The organism is Candidatus Manganitrophus morganii, from assembly GCA_021651055.1.
Taxonomy (GTDB): Bacteria; Nitrospirota; Nitrospiria; order SBBL01; family Manganitrophaceae; genus Manganitrophus; species Manganitrophus morganii.
On sequence record JAJHOH010000001.1, the window covers coordinates 2,432,891 to 2,456,271 of the forward strand.

The window sequence follows — 23,381 nt, forward strand, 5'->3', positions numbered from 1 at the left end:
CGACGCATGCGTCGCCCCAACATTTGGAGAACAATGCCTGATCGACATTTCTTGACCCCCCCTCAGAAGCGGACGGAGCGGCTTCCCCCCTGGTTTAAGGTCCAGCCGAAGACCGGTGCGAACTACCTGAAGATTCGCCAACTGGTCAAAGATCTCAATCTTCACACCGTCTGTGAAGAGGCGCAGTGTCCCAATATTTGGGAGTGCTGGAACATCGGGACGGCGACCTTCATGATCTTGGGGGAGATCTGCACCCGGAGCTGCGGCTTCTGCGCCGTCACCTTCGGCCGCCCGACCGAGCTGGACCTCGCCGAGCCGGACCATCTGGCGGAGGCGGTCGCCGCGTTGGGGCTCGGCCACGTCGTCGTCACCTCGGTGAACCGAGATGAGTTGGAAAACGGCGGGGCGGAGATCTTTGCCGCGTCGATCCGGAGGATCCGGGAGCGTTCTCCGAATTGTACTGTTGAGGTTCTGATTCCCGATTTTCAGGGAAAGAAATCAGCCCTCGATCTGGTCCTTGAAGCGAGGCCCGAGATCTTGGCGCACAACACCGAGACGGTCCCCCGGCTCCATTCGCATGTTCGTCCCCAAGCGAAGTACGACCGCTCGCTGCAGGTGTTGGCTTGGTCGAAGGAGGCCGGCCTTTTGACGAAGACCGGTTTGATGTTGGGGTTGGGGGAGACGATCGACGAGGTTCGGGCCGTGATGGCCGATCTGGTCGAGATCGGCTGCGATATTCTCACCCTCGGCCAATATCTCCAGCCGACCGCCAAACACCTGCCAGTCGCCCGTTTCGTCCACCCGGACGAGTTTGCTCTGCTGAAAAAAGAAGGCGAAAAAATGGGCCTGGCCCATGTGGAGGCCGGCCCGCTGGTTCGAAGCTCCTACCATGCAGAGAAGCAAGCGCGGGAGCTGCCGATGATGAATGGTTAGATTTTCGATTAACTTGGAAGAGTTCGGATCTTGCCTGTAATATTACGTGATCAACTTACCTTCTTTCGAAGCAATAATATCCGACACTTGCAGTCTTCTTCGAATGTCTTCCATGGCGGAGACGAAATCGGTGAATACCGCCTTGTTGATCCAAAGATCGGTCGGGTGTTTCGGTTCGGGGTTCGCTTCCGCAACGATATAACCCCCTTCCACCTTTTCCAATAAGATTTTCTCAGTCATTCCTACTCCCTCCCGGTCATCAGGTTATAACATAATTTCGGCCGGCGTCCAAGTCACGGCTCCCTTTTTTCTTGATCATCTTACCTGAGAAGCATACAATAAGCTCCATTTTACAACCTTTTACAATGACGTTTCGAGAGGGGAGAAAGGAATGGAAACCAAGAAGGTCCGTAAGGAGAAAGATTCACTCGGAGAGCTGGAAGTTCCGGAGTCGGCGTATTACGGGGTGCAGACGGCGCGTGCGGTGGCGAATTTCCCGATCAGCGGGCTGCGTCCCCATCCCACCTTTATCCGCGCCAGCGCGATGGTGAAGTGGGCGGCGGCCCAGGCGAATATGGTAATCGGCAAGCTCGACCCCAAGATCGGAAAGATCATCCAAAAATCGGCCGAGGAGGTGATCGACGGAAAATGGAACGATCAGTTCGTCGTCGATGTCTTTCAGGCCGGCGCCGGGACCTCGCACAACATGAACACCAACGAGGTGATCGCCAATCGGGCGATCGAAATGCTCGGGGGACGACGGGGCGAATACAAGCTGGTTCATCCGAACGATCATGTCAACATGTCGCAGTCGACCAATGATGTCTTCCCCACGGCGATGCGGGTGGCGACCCTGCTGATGCTCCGGGACCTCGATCCGGTTCTCGCCCGTTTTGAAAAAAGGCTTTCGGAGAAGGCAAAAGAGTTTGATGATGTGATCAAATCGGGCCGGACGCACCTTCAAGATGCGGTGCCGATTCGACTCGGTCAGGAATTCTCCGGCTATGCCCGGGCCATTGCCCGTTCGCGAAAGCGGATCGCGGCGGCTTCGGAAGGATTAAAAGAGCTCGGGATCGGCGGGTCGGCGGCGGGAACCGGGATCAATACCCATCCCGATTACAAAAAGAAAATGGTCGCCGCGGTGAAAAAGATCTCCGGGCTCGATGTCGTCCCCTCCAACAACCTCTTCGAGCGGATGCAGAGCATGGCCGACTTCGTCGAAATTTCGGGCGCGTTGCGCGAGCTGGCGGTGGAGGTGATCCGGATTGCCAACGACCTTCGGCTTCTCTCCTCCGGTCCGCGGACCGGATTGGCCGAAATTGTCCTCCCGCCGGTTCAACCCGGCTCCTCCATCATGCCGGGAAAGGTCAACCCGGTGATGGCCGAGATGACGAACATGGTCTGCTTCCATGTGATCGGGAACGATCTGACGATCACGATGGCGGCGCAGGCGGGCCAGCTGGAGTTGAATGTCATGATGCCGGTGATCAACTTCAATCTCCTCCAATCGATCGAGATTCTCACCCGCGATATCGACGTCTTCACCGAGCGCTGCATCAAGGGGATCACCGTCAACCGTGACCGGTGCAGAGCCTATGCGGAGACGAGCGTCGGGTTGGCGACCATTCTCAATCCGACGATCGGATACGAGGCGGCGGCGGTGGTGGCCAAAGAGTCGGCGGCGACCGGGAAGCCGCTCCGCGACATTATCATCGAGAAGGGAATCCTCTCTCCGAAAGAGGTCGATAAAATCCTCGATCCGGTGAAGATGACCGAGCCGAGCGAATAATCTTCAATGGATGTAGGGGCGGACCTGTGTGTCCGCCCTTTTCATCTAATCCACCAGAGGGCGCACACGCAGGTGTGCCCCTACGGAATCAAAATGGATATTGTCGATCCGGCCATTGAGGATTACCTTCTTTCTCTTCTCCCGCCGCGCGAGCCGGTTGTGGCGGAGATGGAAGCGCTGGCGGAGAAAATTCACTTTCCCATCGTCGGGCCGCTTGTCGGGCGGCTACTCTATCAGCTGACCCTCGTTCATCATGCGGAGCGGATCGCCGAGCTTGGCTCCGGTTTCGGCTACTCCGCTTATTGGTTTGCGAAGGGACTTCCCAAAACGGGAAAGGTGATCTGCACGGAGGGGTCGGCCGATCGGATCCGGCAGGGGATCGACTTTCTCCGGCGGGCGGGAATGGATCGTCAGGTCGAATTTCGCCAGGGAGATGCCTTGAACCTGATTACAGAGGCGGACGGTTCGTTCGACATTATCTTCTGTGATATTGATAAGAGGTCGTATCCAGACGCCCTTGCGATCGGTCTTCCCCTGCTCAAATCCGGCGGGCTCTTTATTGCCGATAATGTCCTCTGGAGCGGCCGGGTCGCCTCCGCTTCAGACGATCCCGACACGGTCGGCGTTCAAATCTTCAACAAAACGATCTACTCCCACCCTCAACTGACCACCACGATCATCCCCCTTCGAGATGGGGTGTCGGTCAGCGTCAAACGGTAGCGACGTCGCACCGATCTCATGATTAGACAAATCGGGAAAGGTCGGTCAGCCGGGTCAGAATGTAATCCGGCCGGGGCTCTTCCGCAGGTGGGGGGAGGCCGATTGGGTTGACCCACGCTACGTCCATCCCGAGTTGCTTCGCACCGATCACATCATTTTCGAAGCTGTCGCCGATAAAAAGGCACTCGGCGGGGACGACGCCGATCTTCTCGCAGGCGGCGAGGAAGATTTCCGGGCGCGGTTTTCGGATTCCGATTTCGGAGGAGATAATGACTGTCTCAAAACAGTGATCGACCCCTTCCCGCGTCAGGACCCGGTGGACGGTGTCGGTGTCGTCGAAGTTGGAGACAAGTCCGATTTGGTATTCTTCTTTCAGGCGAAGGAGCATCTCACGCACCGGAGGGGCGCATTCCAGGCAAAGAGAGATCCGGGTCAGATGGGTTTCCAGAAAGCGTTTGTGAAGCGCTTCCCGATGCTCACCCCGGCTCATTCCAAGGCGTTCCAGAAAACGCTCGAAGCGGACGGCGGAGGAGATCTCCTCTCCCGATCGGTCTCGGATGATCCAGATCGATTCAGTCGTTTCGACGAAGTGGTTGTGGAACTCCTCATAAGCGATCGGAGCGGCATATTGCGTGAAGCACTCATATAGAAGGGGGCTGGTCGTCCGGATCTCTTTTCCTTGAATCCGGGCGAGCGGCATCCGGTCGTTCCGGAAGGGCATGATCGTATCGCAAAGGTCGAACAGAAGGGCTTGATACTTTTTCAATCGTCTTCTCCTTGGGAAACCTGAATCGCCTTTGCATTTCGGATTAGTCCCGATCGCTTCGTCCGGACGAGGGGGGTGTGGCTGAAGCGTTCCTTAAACCGGCGGTTGTCTTCGATCGAGCGGATTTCTTCCAACGAAAGCGACGGCCCGGCGCCCCGCTCGGGCGAGAAGCGCTCGACGTCCGTTTGAACCGGGTTGCGATTGTAGGGGCAAACCTCTTGGCAGATGTCGCAGCCGAAGAGCCAACCTTCCATCTGAGGGTGAAACTCCTCCGGAATTTCCTTTTTGTTCTCGATCGTCAGGTAGGAGATACAGCGCCGCGCATCGAGCCGGTAGGCCTCGGTCAACGCTCCGGTCGGGCAGGCGTCGAGACAGCGCCGGCAGCTGCCGCACTGGGATGTCATCGGAAGATCTTCGATCAATTCAAGATCGGTCACCACTTCGGCCAGAAAGACCCACGAGCCGTAATCGGGGGTGATCAGCGTCGTATTCTTACCGATGAAGCCGAGTCCCGCCCGCTCGGCGAAGGCCCGCTCCAGCAGCGGGCCGTGATCGACATATCCCTTCCAGCAGCGGCCGCCGCGATCTTCGATGGCGGAGATCAGGAGTGCGAGTTTTTCCTCGATGATCGTATGGTAATCTTCTCCCCACGCGTATCGGGCGACCTTCCCCCGCGGGGAGCCTTCCGGAACGGATGGATCGGGCGAGGCGGAGGGGTAGTAATTGAGGGCGAGGCAGATCACGCTCTTCGCTTCCGGAAATCGCAGCTTCGGATCGGAGCGGACCTCGGGCGATTTTTGCAGGTAGGCCATCTCTCCGGAAAAGCCGTCCGCGAGCCATTCTGAAAAGCGGCGGCCCGCTTCTTCGACCGGATCGGCGGAGGTAATCCCGACCCGATGAAAGCCGAGTCCCGATGCCGTTGATTTTATCTCTGCCGTCCGTTTTAAAAGATCTACGCGCTGCATTGAAAACCGTCACCCCTTTGTTTCGAGTGAATCCTGGGAGAGCTCTTTCGCAAGCTTTTCCAAGAGCGGCCGATTCGCTTCGGGGAAGGGAAGGGAGAGGAGCGAATCGGGTCGAATCCATTTTAATTCCTGCGAGGCGAGCGGCATTAACTCTCCGGAGAGGAGACGGCAAAAATAGGCGTGAAGGATCACCGTTCGATCTGTGTAATCGTGTGATCTTTCCCAGAAAAGCCGCTCGATCTCCACCGTCGCGCCGAGCTCTTCTTTGACTTCGCGCAGAAGACAGGCTGTGATGGTTTCTCCGGAATCCCGTTTTCCTCCGGGAAACTCCCAAAGCCCGGGAAGATGAACCCCCTCCTTTCGCCGGGTCACGAGGATCTCCCCGTCCCTGACGATAATCGCAATCGCCACCTCGATAATCGGCCCCTGCAAACGTCTCCTTTCCGCCGGGTCATGGAACAGACGAACTATAGCAGAAGTGAATTTAGATGCCAATCGTTGTAAGGATCTAAGCGCCGGGAAGGGGTAAGCGAAAGCGCCTCCGTTTCCGGCTTTATTCATTGATCTTTTAAGGCGCTCCCGCTATAATACCCGATCTTCATCCCCCTGCTGAGAAGGAGCCTGAATGCGCATCGACGGAAGAAAAAAGAACCAACTGCGGCCGCTTAAGATCACGCGTAACTTTATCAAGCATGCGGAAGGCTCCGTCCTCATCGAGATGGGAGATACCAAGGTGATCTGCACGGCGACCATCGAAGAGCGGGTTCCCCCTTTTCTCCGGGACAAGAAGAAGGGGTGGGTGACGGCCGAATATGCGATGATCCCCCGCTCTTCCCACGAGCGAATTCCGAGAGAGTCGGCGCGGGGAAAAGTCGGCGGGCGGACCCATGAGATTCAGCGGCTGATCGGCCGGTCGCTTCGCTCGGTGGTCGATACAACGACGCTCGGGGAGCGGACGATTTGGATCGACTGCGACGTCATCCAGGCCGATGGGGGGACGCGGACCGCTTCGATCACGGGGTCGTTCATCGCCCTGATGGATGCCGTTCAATTTTTGCGAAAAGAGAAAAAGATCAATGCAATGCCGGTCCGCGACTATCTTGCCGCGATCAGCGTCGGGAAGGTCGGCGGCGAATTGCTTCTCGATCTGAACTATGCCGAAGATTCGACCGCGGAGGTCGATATGAATGTGATCATGACCGGCAGCGGGAAATTCGTGGAGGTTCAGGGGACCGCCGAGCAGCAGGCGTTCGCGAAGAAGGAGCTGGACGATCTTCTCCGGCTGGCGACGAGCGGGATCAAAAAGTTGGTGGCGAGCCAGAAAAAATTAGTCGGAGAGTTGGTTTAAGTGGTATTGGTGATCGCGACGGAGAACAAGCACAAAGGGGAAGAGCTCGCGTCGATCTTGCGGCAGGAGATGGAGATTGACGTCCGCACGCTGGCCGACTTTCCCGGCGTGAAGCTTCCCCCCGAGACGGGATCGACTTATCGGGAGAATGCCGTTCAGAAGGCGCTCGCCGCGGCGAAGGCGACCGGTCATTGGGCGATGGGGGACGATTCCGGTATGGAGATCGATGCCCTCGGCGGGGCGCCGGGGCTTTACTCGGCGCGGTTTGCGGGGGAAGGGGTCACCTACGCCGACAACCGAAAGAAGGTCCTCGATCTGCTGGGGGACCGGCCGGACGACCAGCGGACGGCGCGTTTTCTCTGCACGATTGCCCTGGCCGGTCCGGATGGGAAGGTCGAGGTGGTCGAAGGGCGTTGCGAGGGGAGGATTACCCGGCGGGATGTAGGGGAGGGGGGATTCGGATACGATCCGATCTTCTTCCTGCCGGTCTACAACAAGACGTTCGCCGAGCTTTCTCCGGAGGAGAAAAATCGGATCAGCCATCGGGGATCGGCCGTCCGGGCCGCGATTCCGCTTTTAAAGAAAGCGGCCATAAAGAAAACGGCCTCTTGAGAAATCAGAGCCGATCGAGTATCTTTAGAGTCATTTCGGGGTGTGGCGCAGCCTGGTAGCGCACCTGCTTTGGGAGCAGGGAGTCGGAGGTTCAAATCCTCTCACCCCGACCAGTTTTAAATCGGAAAGTTTTTCCTGCTCCGCAATCCGTAATATCTTGCGCCTGTAGCTCAATGGATAGAGCAATAGCCTTCTAAGCTATTGGCTGTAGGTTCGATTCCTACCAGGCGCACCATATTTTTTATCTTTCAGAAAACATTTTCTCCAGACAAGCGCCGCCAAAGCAAAGCAGAAGAGACCGGGTAAGAGTGCGTCGGCCGCGCCATCTCCTCCCAATGCACAGCCTCCGCCACCGCCGCCCGACGTTCCGCCCGGTCCGACAGGGCTAATGACGCCGCCGCCTCCTGTCGACCCGCCTGTTCCTCCCGACCCACCTGTTCCGGTTGTCGGAGAGGAGAGATCGAGAATGAAAAGCCCATCCTCCGTTGCGCCGATTAAGATGAGCGAGGGGGTGACGGCAAGGGCTCTGATTGATTGTGCCGATGCTGTTAGCTCGTTGCTTCGCGCGACCCAATGGTCGCCCCCGTCGGGGGAGAAGTAAAGGCCGGCTGATGTGGCCGCGAAAATCTGGTCGTGTTCGTCCGGATGGATCAGCAGGGCGTAGATCGTCGGAAGGATTGCCGGGAGGCCTGTGTTCACCGGAGAAAAGACAGTCCCGCCATCGGTGCTTTTGAAGACCCCCTGATCGCGCGTCCCCGCGTAGATCGTCTGGGGGTTGGTCGAATCGATCGTAAGGGAGTAGACGAAGACACTGACACCGGCGATTGGAATATCGCTCCAAGTCGATCCGCCGTTTGTACTCTTTGCGAGGTTCGGAGTTCCTGATCCTCCGGCATAGATCACCCTGGCGGAATCGATGGCGATGGCGTAGGCGCCAAGCGCTGCCCCCACGGCCGTCGAGTTCGGCAGATGAGACCAATTTGCTCCCCTGTTGGCAGACTTGATCACCAGAGAATCGGGCCCGGCGTTGTAAACGGAGGGGATCTGGAAGTTGCCCGCATAAACAGTGTTGGAATCAATGGGATCGATTGCGAGCGACTTGTTCTGCTCACCCGGGCTTCCGCCATCTGAAAGGACCTCCGTCCAGGAGCCGCCGCCATTGACGCTCTTTAAGATTTTTGCCGGTGTGACGCCGAAAATATCCCGACTCGACGCATACACCGTTAAGCCCTCCACGGCCAGCGCTCTGACATCTTTCCCGCTGATCCCGCCGGCGAGGACGGTCCAGTTGTTTCCGCCGTCGGTTGTTTTATAAACGTTCGATCCTCCCGCCGCATAGGCGGTTCCATCATTCGTTATATCCGCTGCGACCGTATGGAAAGTGGTTCCCGATACTCCACCGACGGAACTCCAATCTCCGAACGACAAAGCGGTAAAAGCCGTCGTAGTCACTATCGCGGTTGCCGATTGCGTCGAGGCCGATTGGGAGATCACTTTGATCGTGGCCGCATCGGAGTCCCCTTCGGTGGCGTCGGCAGGTATCGCCACTGTGACCGTGAAGTCGGCGGTCCCGGAGGCCGAGACCGGACCGATTGAGGCGGGGGGGGTGGTGGTCCAGGCATTGCCGGTTACGGTGACATTGTAGCTGTCGGTTGCGTTTCCCGCGTTCGTCACCATGAGTGTGAAAGAAACCGTTGCCCCCGGATTGTCGAATCGGGTGCCGGAGGTCGGCGTGATCCCAACCGTGATTGTAGGCTTGTTGGCCGCATCCCCTGGAAAGGTGGGTGTTTGAATTTCTGTTAAATTGGAAAACCCATCTCCGTCGGAATCTTTGGGCTCGATTGTTGTGAACGATGCGGCGTTCCGTCCCTGGGCCAAATAATCTGCGCCGTAAGAAGTAAGAGGGCGGACCGCTGTAATAGAACTTGCGCTATTCGCATTGACATGACAGAGCTTGCAATGATTGAGCGTTGTGCTGGAGGTATTGTACTTGCTGTTAAAATCGGCGAGATTTGTAGGGCTTGCATCGACGAAGTTGGGAGCGGCCAATGCAAGCGCCATAAAACTAAAGATCCATAATTTCAACTGAACCAGTTTATTCCTCGTTAGGCGTCTCCAGCTCAGAAGCATCAAAATAGCACCGATCAACGTCGGGTCAAACTCGCCGCCGTTCTTCATCGCGCAGCCGCCACCACCGCCTCCATCTGATCCGCCGGTGGAGACCCCATCATTCCCATCGTCTCCCCCGGGGTCGACGCCGGCTCCCCCTCCGTTCCCTCCCGACCCGCCGCTGACGGTTGCGCTCATCGAAACCGAATTGTTTGCGCCGTTCGGATCGGTGGAGCCGGTCGAGACCTGGGCTTGTTGATTCAAATCGCCGGCGACGCTCGGCGCTACAACGATGGTGACGACTATGTTGGCCCCGTTGTCAATCACGCCTAAATTACAGGTCACGGTATCGGTCCCCTGACACGCTCCCTGCGGCTCTGCCGATACCAAACTCGTTCCGGCGGTGAGGGTCATCGTAACCACCACGCTGGTCGCCGCTTCGGGTCCTTGGTTGGTCACGGTGATCTGATAGGCCAGGTTCTCTCCGGTTGAAACAGAGTTGGGTGTGACGGTAGACGATAGTGCAAGGTCCGACACGACTGTCGTTGTCGGCTCCGCCGAGAGATCGAGAAGAAAGAGTCCATTGCTGGTTGCGGCAATCAAATTGCGCGAAGGGGTGAGGGCCAATCCGTAGACCGTCTCGGAACTTGTCAGCGATCCGTTGTTTCCCGCGGTCCAAGTCTCCCCCCCGTCGAGCGTATAATAATACCCTTCGGATGTTCCGGCGTGGATGTATTTCGGATCGGCGGGATCGATCAGAAGCGCGCGAACGGCTGGGGGCAACTCAGGAAGGCCCGTATTCTTCTTCATCCATGAGGTGCCGCCATCGGCACTCTTATGCATTCCCTGGCTGGTTCCGGCATAGAGAATCGATGTGTTTGTCGGATGAACCGCAAGGGAGTAGACAAACATGCTAGTGCCTGGGATGCGAATGTCGGTCCAGGTTATGCCTCCATTGTTGCTCTTGGCAACGTTCGGTGTTCCCGATCCTCCCACATAAACAACCCCGGCGGAGTCGAACACGATAGCATTCGCACCAAGTTCCGCTCCCTGAACTGTTGAGTTCGGCAGGTGATCCCAATTGGCTCCGCCATTGGTTGATTTAATTACCAAAGAATCGGTCCCGCCGTCATAAAGAGTGGGAATCTCAAAGTTACCCGCATAAAGAGTGTTGGGATTATTGGGATCAATTGCGAGTGACTTATCGGAACCCGGGCTTCCCCCGTTGGGAAGGACTTCTGTCCAAGAGGTGCCGCCATTGGTGCTCTTCGATATCTTTGCCGGCGTCGAGCTGACAAAATTGTCTCGGCTTGATGCGTATACGTTGTCCCCGTCTACAGCAAGTGCTCTGACATCTTTCCCGTTGATCCCGCCGGCAAGCGCCGTCCAGTTGTTTCCGCCGTCGGTCGTTTTATAGACGTTTGATCCCCCTGCCGCATAGGCGGTTCCCTCGGTTGTTTCATCTGCCGCGACTGCGAAGAGACTGGTTCCCGACAACCCTCCGACGGATGCCCAGTTTATTAATGCCGTCGCGACCTCACGGGAGCCTGGCCCTTCAGTACCGCCGTCTACCGCCGTGATGACAAAATGATAGGTTCGGTTCGGCGTTAAGCCGGTTAATGTATACGGACCGGTCACGCCGCTCCGCTTTCTTCCCCCCCTTAGTGTTGCAAAGTTTTCTTTCGTCAGGCCCGATTGCTCGGAAATGTAGAGATTATAAGAATCGGCGCCGAGGATTTGGTCCCAGTTGATTGTGATTTGGTTTGCGCCCGGCGCCAGGGTGACCAGAAGCGGAGGAACCAGCTGCTGCGCGTCGGCCGGAGCGGTTCCGGTGAAGCGAAAGACCTCACTGTCGGCGTCGCCGTCATTGCTGAGCCCGATCCAATGGACGAATCCATCCGCCAACCAAGGAAGACAGCAAGGGCTTCCCAACTGGGTGACCACCGATGTCGAAGGGGTCGGATCGATTGTTGCGATGCCGCTTCCATCGTGGTAACGAAACGAGCCGCCCAGGTCGGTCCAGAAAAGCTGCCCCCGATGAAGTTGAAAAGGATGTTCCGTCGTGATGCCTAAATCGGTCGGCCGGTTAGTCGTGTCGGTCAATTGAACCCCGCCGTTGAAAATAATATGGACATCGGTCCCGTTGGCGTTGCCATGCAGCCAAGCGATGTGTCGCCCGTCGGTCCGCGGGGAGAAGTTCCCGAAAGAGGCGTCCGTGTCGGTTGTCAGTTGAACGGGCGCGGGGTTCTCGGCCGTGCTGTCATAGAGGAGGATCTGTCTGATTCCATTAACAACCTTCTCATAGACCAAGCGGCCATGTTGAAGATGGAACCCGCGAAGGTTAGAACTCAAACTGTTTTCATCGGCAGTATCGACAGTGATGATATTCGTCTCATTGTAAAACTGGAGATGATATGTCCCTGCCCCATCGTCAAACACCCACGCAGCTTGGCAATCGCTCGACGAAACACGGGCCGCGCCGGGGACGGAAGCATTTCCAGTCAGGTTGATCGCAGCACCAGTCTGAGGATCGATTTTAAAGACATGGTTCGCCTCGCCAACCGTGAGAGGAACCCGGAACCGGATGAAAACACAACCATCCGAAACAGAGACCGCTTCCGGATTCATTGCGTTAGCGTTGATTGGATTTGTCGCGCTCACCTTTACGGGAGTCCCGCCGTTGACCCACACCCACACGTCATCCGTTCCCCTTCGCCAAGCTCCGATCACCTCGTCGGCAGAGGCGCCACTACCCAGTGTGAAAACGACGTTGTCAATAGACCCGGCCGCCGCTGTGGTGTCTTGAACCGGATCAGTGCTGGTTCCATCGTGGAAAAAGACCGTGTTCGTCTGGTCATACCAGAGGACTTTTCCTTGACTGGTGGCGCTGTTCCGAAGGCTCCACCCTTCGTCATTGGCGTTGGTGGTGATCTGCGCGGCCGCTTCCGCCTTTTCGGTGAATGTAAGTGGGGATAATATGAGGGAAAGGAAGAGGGACAGAAAAGTATAGCGAAGGTTCTTGTGAATCATTAGAAAGGCTCCCGGGCTAGACGATATCGATACGAAAACGCCCGGGCGGTTCCTTTCGCCCAAATCTTGAATGCGCCTCTTGCGCGGGTGACGGCGTAACGGATATAAGGGAGCTTTATTCTAGAGGAAGTGAAAAGAGATATCAATCATTATCTACTTTAGGGATAATTGAGCGCGGCATCAAAAAGGCAAAAGGCGGGACGCGGGGTCGCGGTTCAATCCCTGGAGGGGACCCATTGTTCTATTCTAAAAATTAGAATACTCGGGAAAAGGGTTTCCTTAAGTAGACCTGAGGCTTCGTCGGGGTCCAATCCGGCTCAAATTCCATGTGTTTTCCGGCGAATGCGGCGACTTCCTCTCCGAGGATCAAATAACAGCCTTCCGTGACCAATGGGGCATATGTCTGAATTTCAACGATCGGATGCTGCCGAAGGCCGTCTTCTAAAATAACCATGACCTTGTCCCTGGGGTGGATCATTTTTTTAATCGAATCGAGCACGGACGAATCGAGCAGGTTCCCTTCGATGTAACGAACATTGCTTTTCTGCGGCAGGTTTTTCGCGTCTTTGACGACGGTGATGACGGAGAGATCGCTGTCGATCTTTTTAAGAATGGAAGCGGAATAAAGGACGGAGTACTTATCTTTGGTTCCGATTTGGATCACCCACTTCGGTTTTGTCTCTAAAAAGACCTCGGTGATCAGCCAATCCCACGGACTTTTCGTTTTAACCCCGTTATAGCCGATTGTCGCTTCGTTGACCTGCATCCATCCCTCCGCAAATCTTGTTAAAAATACCAAGTTGGTCGTTTTTGAACGTAATGCAACTCACATGCCTTGAACGGATGGAGCAACTCCATGCGCAGCAAGAAATAAATGGCTATTTTGGGGAGAATGGAGTGAAGAGGCCTTTATCCATTTGCAGAATTCTTCAAAAAAGTGAAAATTTTTTCCTGTGGAGATCCTAATGAAGGTTTCAGAGGGTGCTCTTTGAAAAAAAGAGGCGGGGGATTATTTCTTTTGAAATCGGATGAGGCGCATGAAGTCGTCGATGGTATAGAGCGATTCGAATCCGATTCCATCTGCGGCGATCCGCTCTGCTCCCCCTTCCTTTCGATCGATCAGGGCAATTACTTTCAAAACCGAGTAGCTTTCTTTCCGGAGCGCCTCGATCGTTCGAACCGTGGAGCCTCCGGTGGTGACGACATCTTCGACGACCACGAGCTTGGCATTGGGCTGGAGGGCCCCTTCCACCTGCTGCTCGCTGCCATGTCCCTTCGGTTCTTTTCGGACGATGAAGGCGGGGATCGGCTTGTTTTTGAGGAAGCTGATCAGGGAGACGGCGGTGGCGATCGGATCGGCCCCCAGGGTCATTCCGCCGACCCCTTCGACCGGAAGACTTTTAATCCGATCGAAGATCTGCTCTCCGATGAGGAAGGCCCCTTCGGGATCGAGCGAAACCTTTTTGCAGTCGATATAGAAGGAGCTCATCTTCCCGGAGGTGAGCTTGAAGGTAGGTACCTCGCTGTAGCGGAAGGCCCGTTGGAAGAGGAGTTCGAGGAGCTTGTCGCGGTCGGAGCGGGAGAGAAACATACTTATTGCATACCCGATTTCCAATCGGTAGTCAAGCATTTCCATGATATCGTGGCCGTCATTTGAACCGACGTAGGGGCGAGGCGCTTCCTCGCCCTGCACTCGTCCTGGTTTTCCCTGCCTGTCCGGGGCGACCCGCCGGGTCGCCCCTACAAACCGGTAAACCGTTTACAACCTCCGGCGGCCCATGTTAATATAACCGACTCAAATCTTGTTTGCTGGGATCGACCATGTCACAAGAAATTTTGGAAAAAGTGTACGACCCCAAGCGGGTCGAAGAAAAGTGGGTCGCCTTCTGGGAAAAGGAGCGGCTTTTCCATGCCGAGCCCGAGTCGGACCGCCCCTCTTTCTCGATGGTGATCCCCCCGCCGAACGTGACCGGTTCCCTCCATGTGGGGCATGCCCTCAACAATACACTCCAAGATATATTGGCCCGTTGGAAGCGGATGCGCGGCTTTAATGTGCTCTGGGTTCCCGGCATGGATCACGCCGGGATCGCCACGCAGAATGTCGTCGAGCGTCAGCTCGCGAAAGAGGGGCTCGACCGACATCAGCTCGGACGGGAGGATTTTATCAAACGGGTCTGGCAGTGGAAGGAGCACTCCGGCGGGACGATCCTGCGCCAGCTCAAGCGCCTGGGGGCGTCATGCGACTGGGAGCGCGAACGGTTTACCTTGGACCCGGGACTCTCCGCCGCCGTCCGGGAAGTGTTTGTCCGGCTCCATCAAGAAGGGCTGATCTATCGGGCCGAGCGTCTGATCAACTGGTGCCCGCGCTGCCAGACGGCGCTCTCCGATATCGAAGTGGAGCATGAAGAGACCCGCGGCAAGCTCTACCGGATCGACTACCCGCTGGCCGATCATCCCGATCAGAAAGTCACGGTCGCCACCACCCGGCCGGAGACGATGCTCGGAGATACGGCGGTCGCCGTTCACCCTGAGGATGAACGGTATCAAAAACTGATCGGGAAAAAGGTCCGTCTTCCCCTGACCGGGGCCGAGATCCCGGTTATTGCCGATTCGGTGGTCGACCGGACCTTCGGGACCGGGGCGGTCAAGGTGACCCCGGCCCACGATTTCAACGACGAGGCGATCGGAAGGCGCCATCAGCTCCCTTTCGAGAATATTCTGACTCAGGATGCACATCTGGCAAAGACCTCTCGGACCGGCCGATACGCAGGGATGACGATTTCCGAGGCTCGAAATCAGGTTGTCCAGGATCTCGAAAAAGAGGGGCTCCTTCACGGGATCGAAGAACATACCCATGCCGTCGGGCGATGTTACCGCTGCAAAACGGTGGTGGAGCCGTTTGTCTCGACGCAGTGGTACGTCCGGATCAATGATCCGAAGAACTCGCTCGCGGCCCCGGCGATCGACGCGGTCCGTCAAAAGAAGATCCGGCTGATTCCCGAAAGCTGGGAGCCGAACTATTTCGGCTGGATGGAGAATATTCAGGACTGGTGCATCTCGCGGCAGATCTGGTGGGGGCATCAGATTCCGGCTTGGTACTGTCTGAAAGAGGCTGATAAAGAACCGATCGTTGCCCTGACCCCGCCGGAGAAATGTCCCCGCTGCGGATCGACCGAGCTGCGGCAAGACCCCGACGTCCTCGACACCTGGTTCTCCTCGGCGCTCTGGCCCTTCTCCACCCTCGGCTGGCCGCCGGAGGACCAGCCCGACCCCCGGAAACGGAAAGAGGCGGAACAGTTATTGAAGAGTTTCTATCCGACTTCGACGCTGGTCACCAGCTTTGATATCCTCTTTTTCTGGGTGGCCCGAATGGCGATGATGGGGCTTCATTTCATGAAAGAGGTTCCCTTCCGGGATGTCTACATCCACCCCCTCGTCCGCGATGCCGAGGGGCAGAAGATGAGCAAATCGAAGGGAAACGTCATCGACCCGCTCGAGATCATGGACCGGTTCGGGACCGATGCCCTTCGGTTTACCCTGGCGGCGATGGCTTCGCCGGGTCGGGATGTGAAGCTCGCCGAGGAGCGGATCGAAGGCTACCGGAACTTCGCCAATAAGCTCTGGAACGCCGCGCGATTTATCCTGATGAATCTCCCTGAAGGAGGGGTGACCGGGCCGGCGCCCGGGCTTGCGGAGCGATCTCCTGCCGACCATTGGATTACCAGCCGGCTTCATCGGGCCATCGGATCGATCAACGATTCGCTGGAGCGTTACCGGTTCGATGAGGCGGCGCAGGCGCTTTATCAATTCATTTGGCATGAGTTCTGCGATTGGTACCTGGAACTGGCCAAGGTCGATCTTCAGGGAGGAAGCGAGGCCGAGAAGCGGGCCACGGCCCATACCCTCAGCGAGACTTTCAGTGCGCTGTTGCAGCTGCTTCATCCATTGATGCCGTTTATCACCGAGGAGCTGGCGGTCCACTTTCCCCGCCAAGCGAAGAGCTTGGCTGTTGCCCCTTACCCAACGTCTGATTCGACGAAGGTGAATCCGGTGATCGAGGAGATTGTCCAAGAGATCGTCATCGAGACGGTCGTAAGGATTCGGAATCTTCGCGGAGAGATGAACATTCCTCCGTCAGAAGAACTGGCGGTCAATATTAGCGCGAACAATGAACGGGCGCGTGATCTCTTCCGAAATCATCTCCCCTATATCCAACGGTTGGCGCGTCTTTCCGAGCCAACCATTGGGATCGACATGCCCTTGCCCAAGCAGGCGGCCACGGTGTTGACGGATATGGCGAAGGTTTACATTCCAGTCGATGAAGCCCGCCTGCGGAAGGAGATCGATCGTCTGGAAAAGGCAATGGCGAAGCTCGACAAAGAGCTCGAGCCTGTGGAACGAAAATTTCAGGACCAGAATATCATGACCAAGGCGCCAAAAGAGGTCATCGCCAAGCTGGAAACGCAGCGGGCAGATTTGCAAGCAAAGAGAGCGAAGTTAAATGAGGATCTCCGCCGGTTCCGCGAAATGATCTCAGGGTCGGAATAATGGAGCCGTTTCTTTTAAAAAAACTGGTCGAGCGTGCCCTGGCCGAAGATCTTTCTTATGGCGATCGAACGACTGAAGCGCTCTTTCACCGTCCGGTTCCAGCGGTCGGCGAAATCATCGCCAAAGGAGATCTCGTCGTCGCCGGGCTCGATGTTGTTCAGACGGTCTTCGAACTCCTCGATCCAACGATTCGGATTGAGGCCCACATCGCTGCCGGGCAGAAGGCCAAACCGGGCGATTCAATCGGATCGGTCTACGGTGACGGACGGCTTCTTCTCAAGGGGGAGCGAACCGCGCTGAATTTTCTTCAGCGTCTTTCGGGCGTCGCCACCCAGACCCGGCGGTTTGTCGATCAGGTAGCCGGCACCGGGGCGAAGATCGTTGATACACGGAAGACCACCCCGGGACTTCGAATGCTGGAGAAAGAGGCGGTCCGGCTCGGCGGCGGATGGAACCATCGGTTCCACTTGGGGGATATGGTTTTGATCAAGGACAACCACATCGCCCTGGCGGGCGGGGTTGCGAATGCTTTGAAGGAGGCGCATGCATCGCTCTCCCATCCTTTCAAAATCGAGGTGGAGACGACGACCCTGGCGGAGGTGAAAGAGGCGCTCCAAATCGGCGCCGAGATCATCCTCCTCGATAACATGTCGCTCACTGAAATAAAACAATCGGTCGAGTTGATCCGAAAAAGCGCTTCCGGTGTGAAGATCGAGGTCTCCGGCGGCGTTCGGCTGGAGAACGTGGCGGCGATTGCCGGGTGCGGCGTCGATATGATCTCGGTGGGAGCGTTGACCCATTCGGCGCCTGCGGTCGATATCAGCTTTGAAATGAAACCCCATTCGGAAAAGAAATAGGAGAAGACGTGGCGCTGGATTTGGAAAGAATTGAAAAGCACTGCCGCAGCCACACCAAGGTTCGCGAGTGGGTACGGGAAATTATGTTGTTTGATCGGGTCGATTCGACCAATCGAATTGCCCTTGAGATGGCGTCGCAGGGTCTTCCGGGCGGAATCGTGATCCTGGCCGAGGCTCAGGAGAAGGGAAAGGGGCGGCTCGGCCGGGAGTGGTTTTCGCCGGAAGGGATGAATCTTTACTTCTCACTCTTACTCCGTCCGTATCAACCGGCGCGCGACTTTCCCCTCTACTCGCTGGCGACCTCGGTCGCCCTCATTGAGGCGATTCAGCGGACCACCGGATTGGCCGTTCAGATCAAATGGCCGAACGATGTTGTCCTGGAAGATAAAAAGTTGGCGGGCATTTTGTTGGAGTCCGAAGTCAGGGGGGACCAATCGCCCTCCTTGGTGGTAGGCGTCGGGGTGAACGTCAATATCGGCTTAACCGACTTTCCGCCGGAGCTCCAGAAGAGCGCCACCTCCCTCCGGATTGCCCTAGGCCAGCCGGTCGATCGGGCCGATCTTTTAATTGAACTGTTCAATCAGTTGGTGGAACAATACCGGCTTGTGGACGACAAAGCCCTCCTGATCCAGGCCGTCAGACAACACTGCCAAACCTTGGGGAGACGTGTCCGCGTCCAGACCGCCCGCCAGGAGTTTGAAGGTTGGGCGGAGGATCTTCAAGAGGATGGGGCGCTGCTGATCCGGATGGGAGATGGAAACCAGCGGCGGATCTTGGTCGGAGATGTGACCCATCTTCGAGAAGTAAAAGACCCCTCCGCACATGGACGAAGCACCCCTGCATAGGCCGAGATGAAACCGGAACGAAAACAATCGCTGCTGTTGGTGATCGATATCGGAAACACCAATGTGGTGTTTGGCATCTTCGAGCGAAAGAAGCTCGTCGGAGAATGGCGGGTCGCCACCCACCTTCACAAGACGGCCGATGAATATGGAATTCTGCTCATCGATCTTTTACTTGCCCAAAAAATCCCCCTCTCGAAGGTGAAGGGGGCGATTCTCTCGAGCGTCGTCCCCCCTTTGACGCCGGTCTTTCAGGAGATGACCCGAAAGTATTTCTCGCTCGATCCGATGGTCGTCACCCATTCGCTGAAAACCGGTCTTCAGATCAAATACGACCAGCCGAAAGAGATCGGCGCCGACCGGATTGTGAACGCCGCGGCCGCTTATCATTTCTACGGCGGCCCCGTCGTCATTGTCGATTTTGGAACGGCGACCACGTTTTGCGTTGTCTCGGAAACGGGAGACTACTTGGGCGGGGCGATCGCCCCCGGACTGATCATTTCGGCCGATGCCCTTTTCTCCCGCGCCGCAAAACTCCCCCGTGTCGAGCTGATCAAGCCGAAGCGAATCATCGGAAGAGATACGGTCAGCAGTATGCAATCCGGAATGATCTTCGGATATGTCGGGCTGGTAAACGAAATCGTCCGCCGTATCCATCGGGAGATCGGAACGGAAGCGCTTGTGGTGGCCACGGGGGGACTCTCCAATCTTATCGCGCCGGAATGCAGCACTATCCAAAAGGTGAGGCCCGCCTTGACGTTGGAAGGGCTCATGATTATTTATCATCTGAATTAAGTCGCCTTCAACTGAGTTGAGCCTGAACCATGGGTCGGTCCAAGCTGCGTTTTCCGGGAGAAATGGGGGAAATTTGCTTGACAGTGTGGGGATGATTTGGTAGGGTACTGGCACTCTATCTATGAGAGTGCTAAGATAGAAAATATATACTTATCATAGAGTTTGAGGAGTAAAGATGCCGCTTGACGATCGCAGCAGATATGTCTTAAAGGCGATTGTCCTCTCCTACATCAAAACTGCTTTTCCGGTCGGATCCCAGGCCATCACCCGCAGTTTTGACATCGGAGTGAGTCCCGCCACCATCCGAAATATCATGGCCGATTTGGAGACGCAAGGATTCCTGATGCAGCCGCACACGTCGGCCGGCCGGATTCCGACGGAAAAGGGATATCGTTTCTACGTAGATAACCTTCTCCAAGATGCGGAATTATTGAAGGAGCAGGATGATATTCTTGGGCAGGCGGAGCAATTGATCCAGCGCGAGACCATTCAGGCCCTCTTGCAGGATACCTCCAAGCTCCTCTCGGATGCGTCGCAATATCTCGCGATCGTCACCGCCCCCAAGTTTTCATCCACCCGGATCAAGCAGGTGGAGTTCGTCCGGCTGAGAAAAAATTCGGTGATGGCGGTCTGTATCTCTCAGGACGGTTTCGTTCAGAATAAATTTTTTGAAGTCCCGGAGGATCTCTCTCAGAAAGATCTCAACAAAATCGCCGACACCCTCAACCACCTTTATTCGGGGTTGACCCTTCAGGAGATCCGCCAGAAATTATTAACGCAAATTCAAAAAATGAAAGATCTCTACGATCATCTTCTTCAGGAAGCCCTCGAGCTGACGCGGCGAACCTTCATGGACGGCGGCTCGGGCGGTATCGACGCAGAGCTTTATATGGATGGCGCATCCCATATGATCGACCATCCCGATTTTGCCGATTTCCGGGTGATGAAAGGATTGCTCAGCGCGTTCGAGGAAAAGAGGATGATCGTTCAGCTCCTCGATAAGTATATCGGAACGGAAGGGGTCCAGGTCTACATCGGTTCCGAAAATCCCTTTCTGGGGGATCACCATTGCAGTTTGGTGGTGGCCCATTATAAAAGGGGGAATCAGGTGTTAGGGACCGTGGGGATCCTCGGCCCGACCCGAATGGAGTACTCCAAAATTATTCCGCTGGTCGACTCGACGGCCAAGAAGGTCAGTCGGCTATTAGAAGAATCTTCCATGGAAGAGGAATCTTCTCTGGGAGAAAAAACAAAATGAGCCTTTCCTCTCATTATATTATTATTGTTGATGCTCGGAGGGGGCCAGGGAAGTGAGGTGTTCTCTTGAACCAGCAGGATGAAAATAAAATAGGTGAAGAAAAAGAACGATTTGAAGAATCGAAAGGCCCGGCCACCGCGGAAGATGCTCCGGCGGAGTCGCCTGAAAAAGTGATCGAGACGCTTCGTGCCGGTTATGAAAAGAAGGAAGAAGAGGCGCGACAGGCCCAAGAACGCTTCATGCGGACGTTGGCCGATTTTGAAAACTATAAAAAAAGAGCGCAGAGAGATCAATCGGACGCGCTCAAATATGCCAATGAAAAGCTCATTAAAGAGCTCCTCCCGGTCATCGATAATCTGGAGCGGGCGCTGGCCCATTCCAGGGAGACGCGGGATTTTGACCGGATGATGGAGGGGGTCGAACTGATTCGGAAGCAACTCCTCTCGGCGCTGGGAAAGTTCGGGGTCGTTCCGATCGAAAGTTTAAATCAGCCCTTTGATCCTTCTCTCCATCAATCGATCGGGCAGATCGAGGTGGAGGAGGGCTCCGATGCCAAAGAGAACCAGGTGATCGGAGAGACTCAAAAAGGTTATCATCTGAATGATCGTGTTCTCCGCCCTTCATTGGTGATGATTGCAAAGAAGAAGGCCCCTCCCTCTGGGGATGGCGCGGGGGCCGGCGAAGGGAATATAGGCTAAAATAAGCGTTCTCTCGGGGGAATGCCTAAACCCGGTGGAAAAGCGAATAGTGAGATCGGCACGTCTTTCTCATGCGTAGGTGGTAGCGATCGTATCGTAAAGACAGCAGGGGCGTGCGTTGCGGATTCATGCGAATCCTTAAAGGAGGAGACAATGGCAAAGGTTATTGGAATTGATTTGGGGACGACGTTCTCCTGCATGTCGGTGGTGACCGGCGGAGAGCCGGAGGTGATCCCGAATGCAGAGGGAAGCCGGACGACCCCCTCCGTCGTCGCCATTACCGATAAGGGAGAGCGGTTGGTAGGACAGCTTGCCCGAAGGCAGGCGGTCACGAACCCGACCAATACGATCTACTCGATCAAGCGGTTGATGGGACGGAAATATGATTCGACCGAAGTAAAAGAGGCGATGAAGCGCCTTCCTTACAAGATCGTGAAGGCCCCCAACGGGGATGCGCACGTTGAAATTCAGGGAAAGGTCTACAGCCCTCCCGAGGTCTCGGCGATGATCTTGCAAAAATTACGGGCCGACGCGGAAGCGTTTCTGGGCGAGAAGGTGACCGAGGCGGTCATCACCGTCCCGGCTTACTTCGATGACAGCCAGCGGCAGGCGACCAAAGACGCCGGGCAGATCGCGGGTTTGAATGTCCTTCGGATCATCAACGAGCCGACGGCGGCCTCGCTGGCATACGGATTGGATAAAAAGAAAGATGAGCGGATCTCCGTCTATGACCTGGGAGGGGGAACCTTCGATGTCTCCGTCCTGGAGATCGGCGACGGGGTCTTCGAGGTCAAGTCGACGAACGGGGATACGTATCTCGGCGGCGACGACTTCGATCTGACGATCATGGACTGGATGATCGAGGAGTTCCGGAAAGAGAACGGGATCGATCTGAAAAAGGATCGCATGGCCCTTCAGCGGTTGAAAGAAGCGGCGGAAAAAGCAAAGATCGAGCTTTCCTCTGCGATGGAAACAGAGATCAATCTTCCCTTCATCACCGCCGACGCCACGGGTCCGAAGCATCTGGTCATCAAATTGACCCGGTCGAAATTGGAGCAGCTGGTCGATCCGCTCGTTCAAAGAACGATCGAGCCGTGCCGAAGGGCGCTGGCCGACGCCGGATTGACGCCAGCGGAAATTCATGAAGTGGTCCTCGTCGGCGGGATGACTCGGATGCCGAAGGTCCAGCAGGTGGTGAAGCAGTTCTTCGGAAAAGAGCCGCATAAGGGGGTCAATCCGGATGAGGTGGTTGCCATCGGAGCGGCCATCCAAGGGGCGGTGTTGAAGGGAGAGGTGAAGGATGTCCTTCTTCTTGACGTGACGCCGCTCTCATTGGGAATTGAGACCCTCGGCGGGGTGTTTACCCGAATCATCGATCGGAACACGACCATCCCGTCGAAGAAGAGCCAGATCTTCTCCACCGCGTCGGACAACCAGACGGCGGTGACGATCCGGGTCTTCCAGGGAGAGCGTGAGATGGCGACCGATAACAAGCTGCTCGGCCAATTCGACCTGATCGGTATTCCCCCGGCCCCGCGCGGTATTCCTCAGGTCGAGGTCACCTTCGACATCGATGCCAACGGCATCGTCCATGTTTCCGCGAAAGATATGGCGACACAAAAAGAGCAGTCGATTCGAATCACCGCATCCAGCGGTCTCAATAAGGAAGAGATCGACAAGCTCGTGAAGGACGCCCAGGCGCATGCGGAAGAAGATAAGAAAAAGAAAGAGCTGATCGAGGTCCGCAATGAGGCCGACAATCTAATCTACGCCACCGAAAAATCGGTGACCGAATTCGGCGATCGGATTTCTCCGGAAGAGAAAAACCAGATTCTGGAGAAGATCTCACAGACACGAAAGGCGATGGAGTCGAATAACATTGAAGAGATTCGGGCGGCCATTTCCGAGCTCTCCAAGGCCTCCCATAAATTGGCCGAAGAGATGTATAAGAAGACCGGCGCCGGCGCGGCGGCCGGGGCTCAGGCGGGACCGACCGGAGACGGCGGGGCCGCCGGTGGGCAACAACAGGCCAAAGATGAAAACGTGGTCGACGCCGAGTTTGAAGAAACGGATAAAAAGTAGTAAAGTATGAGTCAGTCTCCAGCCGCCTG

At 56.2% G+C, this 23,381-nt stretch carries 18 protein-coding genes, 2 tRNA genes and 2 pseudogenes; 15 read left to right on the plus strand and 7 right to left on the minus strand.

The features are described from left to right. The first annotated feature begins 33 nt into the window (after window positions 1–33). Window positions 34–933 carry a lipoyl synthase gene (gene lipA, locus MCM46_11205; protein MCG3112375.1) on the plus strand — a complete coding sequence of 300 codons (900 nt, stop codon included), beginning with the start codon at window positions 34–36 and terminating at the stop codon, window positions 931–933. 42 nt (window positions 934–975) lie between these two features. Here the strand turns inward: lipA and MCM46_11210 are convergent, their stop codons facing one another. Further along, the gene (locus MCM46_11210) at window positions 976–1,173 is read right to left on the minus strand and encodes a hypothetical protein (protein ID MCG3112376.1); all 198 of its coding nucleotides are present in this window, start codon (window positions 1,171–1,173) and stop codon (window positions 976–978) included. A gap of 151 nt (window positions 1,174–1,324) precedes the next feature. On the opposite strand from MCM46_11210, the gene MCM46_11215 reads away from it, so the two are divergent. Together MCM46_11215 and MCM46_11220 are read left to right on the plus strand one after the other, a co-directional pair. Further along, window positions 1,325–2,722, plus strand: coding sequence for an aspartate ammonia-lyase (locus tag MCM46_11215; protein MCG3112377.1), 1,398 nt, complete (start codon window positions 1,325–1,327; stop codon window positions 2,720–2,722). Between the two features lie 93 nt (window positions 2,723–2,815). Next, window positions 2,816–3,442 (plus strand): O-methyltransferase, encoded by a 627-nt coding sequence (locus MCM46_11220; protein MCG3112378.1) that lies wholly within the window; start codon window positions 2,816–2,818, stop codon window positions 3,440–3,442. 22 nt (window positions 3,443–3,464) lie between these two features. Here the strand turns inward: MCM46_11220 and MCM46_11225 are convergent, their stop codons facing one another. Genes MCM46_11225 through MCM46_11235 form a run of 3 tightly spaced genes read right to left on the minus strand, consistent with a single transcriptional unit; the run spans window position 3,465 to window position 5,605 of the window. After that, on the minus strand, window positions 3,465–4,208 hold the full coding sequence (locus MCM46_11225) for an HAD family hydrolase (protein ID MCG3112379.1): 744 nt from the start codon (window positions 4,206–4,208) through the stop codon (window positions 3,465–3,467). Further along, window positions 4,205–5,173 carry a tRNA epoxyqueuosine(34) reductase QueG gene (queG, locus tag MCM46_11230; GenBank protein MCG3112380.1) on the minus strand — a complete coding sequence of 323 codons (969 nt, stop codon included), beginning with the start codon at window positions 5,171–5,173 and terminating at the stop codon, window positions 4,205–4,207. Before queG ends, MCM46_11225 begins: the two co-directional genes overlap by 4 nt. Window positions 5,174–5,182: 9 nt before the next feature. Then, window positions 5,183–5,605: a (deoxy)nucleoside triphosphate pyrophosphohydrolase gene (locus MCM46_11235; GenBank protein MCG3112381.1), complete on the minus strand. Its 423-nt coding sequence runs from the start codon at window positions 5,603–5,605 to the stop codon at window positions 5,183–5,185. A 193-nt stretch (window positions 5,606–5,798) separates the two neighbouring features. Between MCM46_11235 and rph the strand changes: the two genes are divergently transcribed. The 5 genes and pseudogenes from rph to MCM46_11260 all read left to right on the plus strand — a co-directional run bounded on the left by rph (window position 5,799) and on the right by MCM46_11260 (window position 9,429). Next, window positions 5,799–6,521, plus strand: coding sequence for a ribonuclease PH (gene rph, locus MCM46_11240; protein MCG3112382.1), 723 nt, complete (start codon window positions 5,799–5,801; stop codon window positions 6,519–6,521). Continuing rightward, a complete protein-coding gene (locus MCM46_11245; GenBank protein MCG3112383.1) occupies window positions 6,522–7,133 on the plus strand; it encodes an XTP/dITP diphosphatase in 612 nt (203 codons plus the stop codon). 36 nt (window positions 7,134–7,169) lie between these two features. Then, window positions 7,170–7,246 (plus strand) — tRNA-Pro (locus tag MCM46_11250). Between the two features lie 46 nt (window positions 7,247–7,292). After that, a tRNA-Arg gene (locus MCM46_11255) sits at window positions 7,293–7,368 on the plus strand. A 1,950-nt stretch (window positions 7,369–9,318) separates the two neighbouring features. Beyond that, a pseudogene (locus MCM46_11260) lies at window positions 9,319–9,429 on the plus strand (energy transducer TonB). A 68-nt stretch (window positions 9,430–9,497) separates the two neighbouring features. Here MCM46_11260 and MCM46_11265 read toward each other — a convergent pair. The 3 genes and pseudogenes from MCM46_11265 to pyrE all read right to left on the minus strand — a co-directional run bounded on the left by MCM46_11265 (window position 9,498) and on the right by pyrE (window position 13,902). Then, window positions 9,498–10,052 (minus strand): annotated as a pseudogene (locus MCM46_11265) (DUF11 domain-containing protein). A gap of 2,473 nt (window positions 10,053–12,525) precedes the next feature. Then, the gene (locus MCM46_11270) at window positions 12,526–13,038 is read right to left on the minus strand and encodes a cephalosporin hydroxylase family protein (protein MCG3112384.1); all 513 of its coding nucleotides are present in this window, start codon (window positions 13,036–13,038) and stop codon (window positions 12,526–12,528) included. Between the two features lie 243 nt (window positions 13,039–13,281). Continuing rightward, entirely contained in the window at window positions 13,282–13,902 is a 621-nt protein-coding gene (gene pyrE / locus MCM46_11275) for an orotate phosphoribosyltransferase (GenBank protein ID MCG3112385.1), read from the minus strand. Between the two features lie 191 nt (window positions 13,903–14,093). Here pyrE and MCM46_11280 point away from each other — a divergent pair, with 191 nt between their 5' ends. The 7 genes from MCM46_11280 to dnaK all read left to right on the plus strand — a co-directional run bounded on the left by MCM46_11280 (window position 14,094) and on the right by dnaK (window position 23,352). After that, window positions 14,094–16,820 (plus strand): valine--tRNA ligase, encoded by a 2,727-nt coding sequence (locus tag MCM46_11280; protein ID MCG3112386.1) that lies wholly within the window; start codon window positions 14,094–14,096, stop codon window positions 16,818–16,820. Continuing rightward, on the plus strand, window positions 16,820–17,677 hold the full coding sequence (nadC, locus tag MCM46_11285; protein MCG3112387.1) for a carboxylating nicotinate-nucleotide diphosphorylase: 858 nt from the start codon (window positions 16,820–16,822) through the stop codon (window positions 17,675–17,677). Before MCM46_11280 ends, nadC begins: the two co-directional genes overlap by 1 nt. An 8-nt stretch (window positions 17,678–17,685) precedes the next feature. Then, window positions 17,686–18,522, plus strand: a complete 837-nt coding sequence (locus tag MCM46_11290; protein ID MCG3112388.1) for a biotin--[acetyl-CoA-carboxylase] ligase — start codon at window positions 17,686–17,688, stop codon at window positions 18,520–18,522. Window positions 18,523–18,552: 30 nt separating this feature from the next. Next, window positions 18,553–19,314, plus strand: coding sequence for a type III pantothenate kinase (locus tag MCM46_11295; protein ID MCG3112389.1), 762 nt, complete (start codon window positions 18,553–18,555; stop codon window positions 19,312–19,314). Between the two features lie 175 nt (window positions 19,315–19,489). Beyond that, window positions 19,490–20,572 carry a heat-inducible transcriptional repressor HrcA gene (gene hrcA, locus MCM46_11300; GenBank protein ID MCG3112390.1) on the plus strand — a complete coding sequence of 361 codons (1,083 nt, stop codon included), beginning with the start codon at window positions 19,490–19,492 and terminating at the stop codon, window positions 20,570–20,572. Window positions 20,573–20,637: 65 nt separating this feature from the next. Next, complete coding sequence (gene grpE, locus MCM46_11305) at window positions 20,638–21,270, plus strand: nucleotide exchange factor GrpE (GenBank protein ID MCG3112391.1); 633 nt, start codon at window positions 20,638–20,640, stop codon at window positions 21,268–21,270. A gap of 153 nt (window positions 21,271–21,423) precedes the next feature. Then, window positions 21,424–23,352, plus strand: a complete 1,929-nt coding sequence (gene dnaK / locus MCM46_11310; protein ID MCG3112392.1) for a molecular chaperone DnaK — start codon at window positions 21,424–21,426, stop codon at window positions 23,350–23,352. Window positions 23,353–23,381 lie beyond the last annotated feature (29 nt).

Excerpts from the sequence above, each read along its gene's own strand:
- lipA (MCG3112375.1), top strand. The coding sequence starts at position 34 with ATGCCTGATCGACATTTCTTGACCCCCCCTCAGAAGCGGACGGAGCGG.
- MCM46_11210 (MCG3112376.1), bottom strand. The coding sequence starts at position 1,173 with ATGACTGAGAAAATCTTATTGGAAAAGGTGGAAGGGGGTTATATCGTT.
- MCM46_11215 (MCG3112377.1), top strand. The coding sequence starts at position 1,325 with ATGGAAACCAAGAAGGTCCGTAAGGAGAAAGATTCACTCGGAGAGCTG.
- MCM46_11220 (MCG3112378.1), top strand. The coding sequence starts at position 2,816 with ATGGATATTGTCGATCCGGCCATTGAGGATTACCTTCTTTCTCTTCTC.
- queG (MCG3112380.1), bottom strand. The coding sequence starts at position 5,173 with ATGCAGCGCGTAGATCTTTTAAAACGGACGGCAGAGATAAAATCAACG.
- rph (MCG3112382.1), top strand. The coding sequence starts at position 5,799 with ATGCGCATCGACGGAAGAAAAAAGAACCAACTGCGGCCGCTTAAGATC.
- MCM46_11270 (MCG3112384.1), bottom strand. The coding sequence starts at position 13,038 with ATGCAGGTCAACGAAGCGACAATCGGCTATAACGGGGTTAAAACGAAA.
- pyrE (MCG3112385.1), bottom strand. The coding sequence starts at position 13,902 with ATGCTTGACTACCGATTGGAAATCGGGTATGCAATAAGTATGTTTCTC.
- MCM46_11280 (MCG3112386.1), top strand. The coding sequence starts at position 14,094 with ATGTCACAAGAAATTTTGGAAAAAGTGTACGACCCCAAGCGGGTCGAA.
- nadC (MCG3112387.1), top strand. The coding sequence starts at position 16,820 with ATGGAGCCGTTTCTTTTAAAAAAACTGGTCGAGCGTGCCCTGGCCGAA.
- hrcA (MCG3112390.1), top strand. The coding sequence starts at position 19,490 with ATGCCGCTTGACGATCGCAGCAGATATGTCTTAAAGGCGATTGTCCTC.
- dnaK (MCG3112392.1), top strand. The coding sequence starts at position 21,424 with ATGGCAAAGGTTATTGGAATTGATTTGGGGACGACGTTCTCCTGCATG.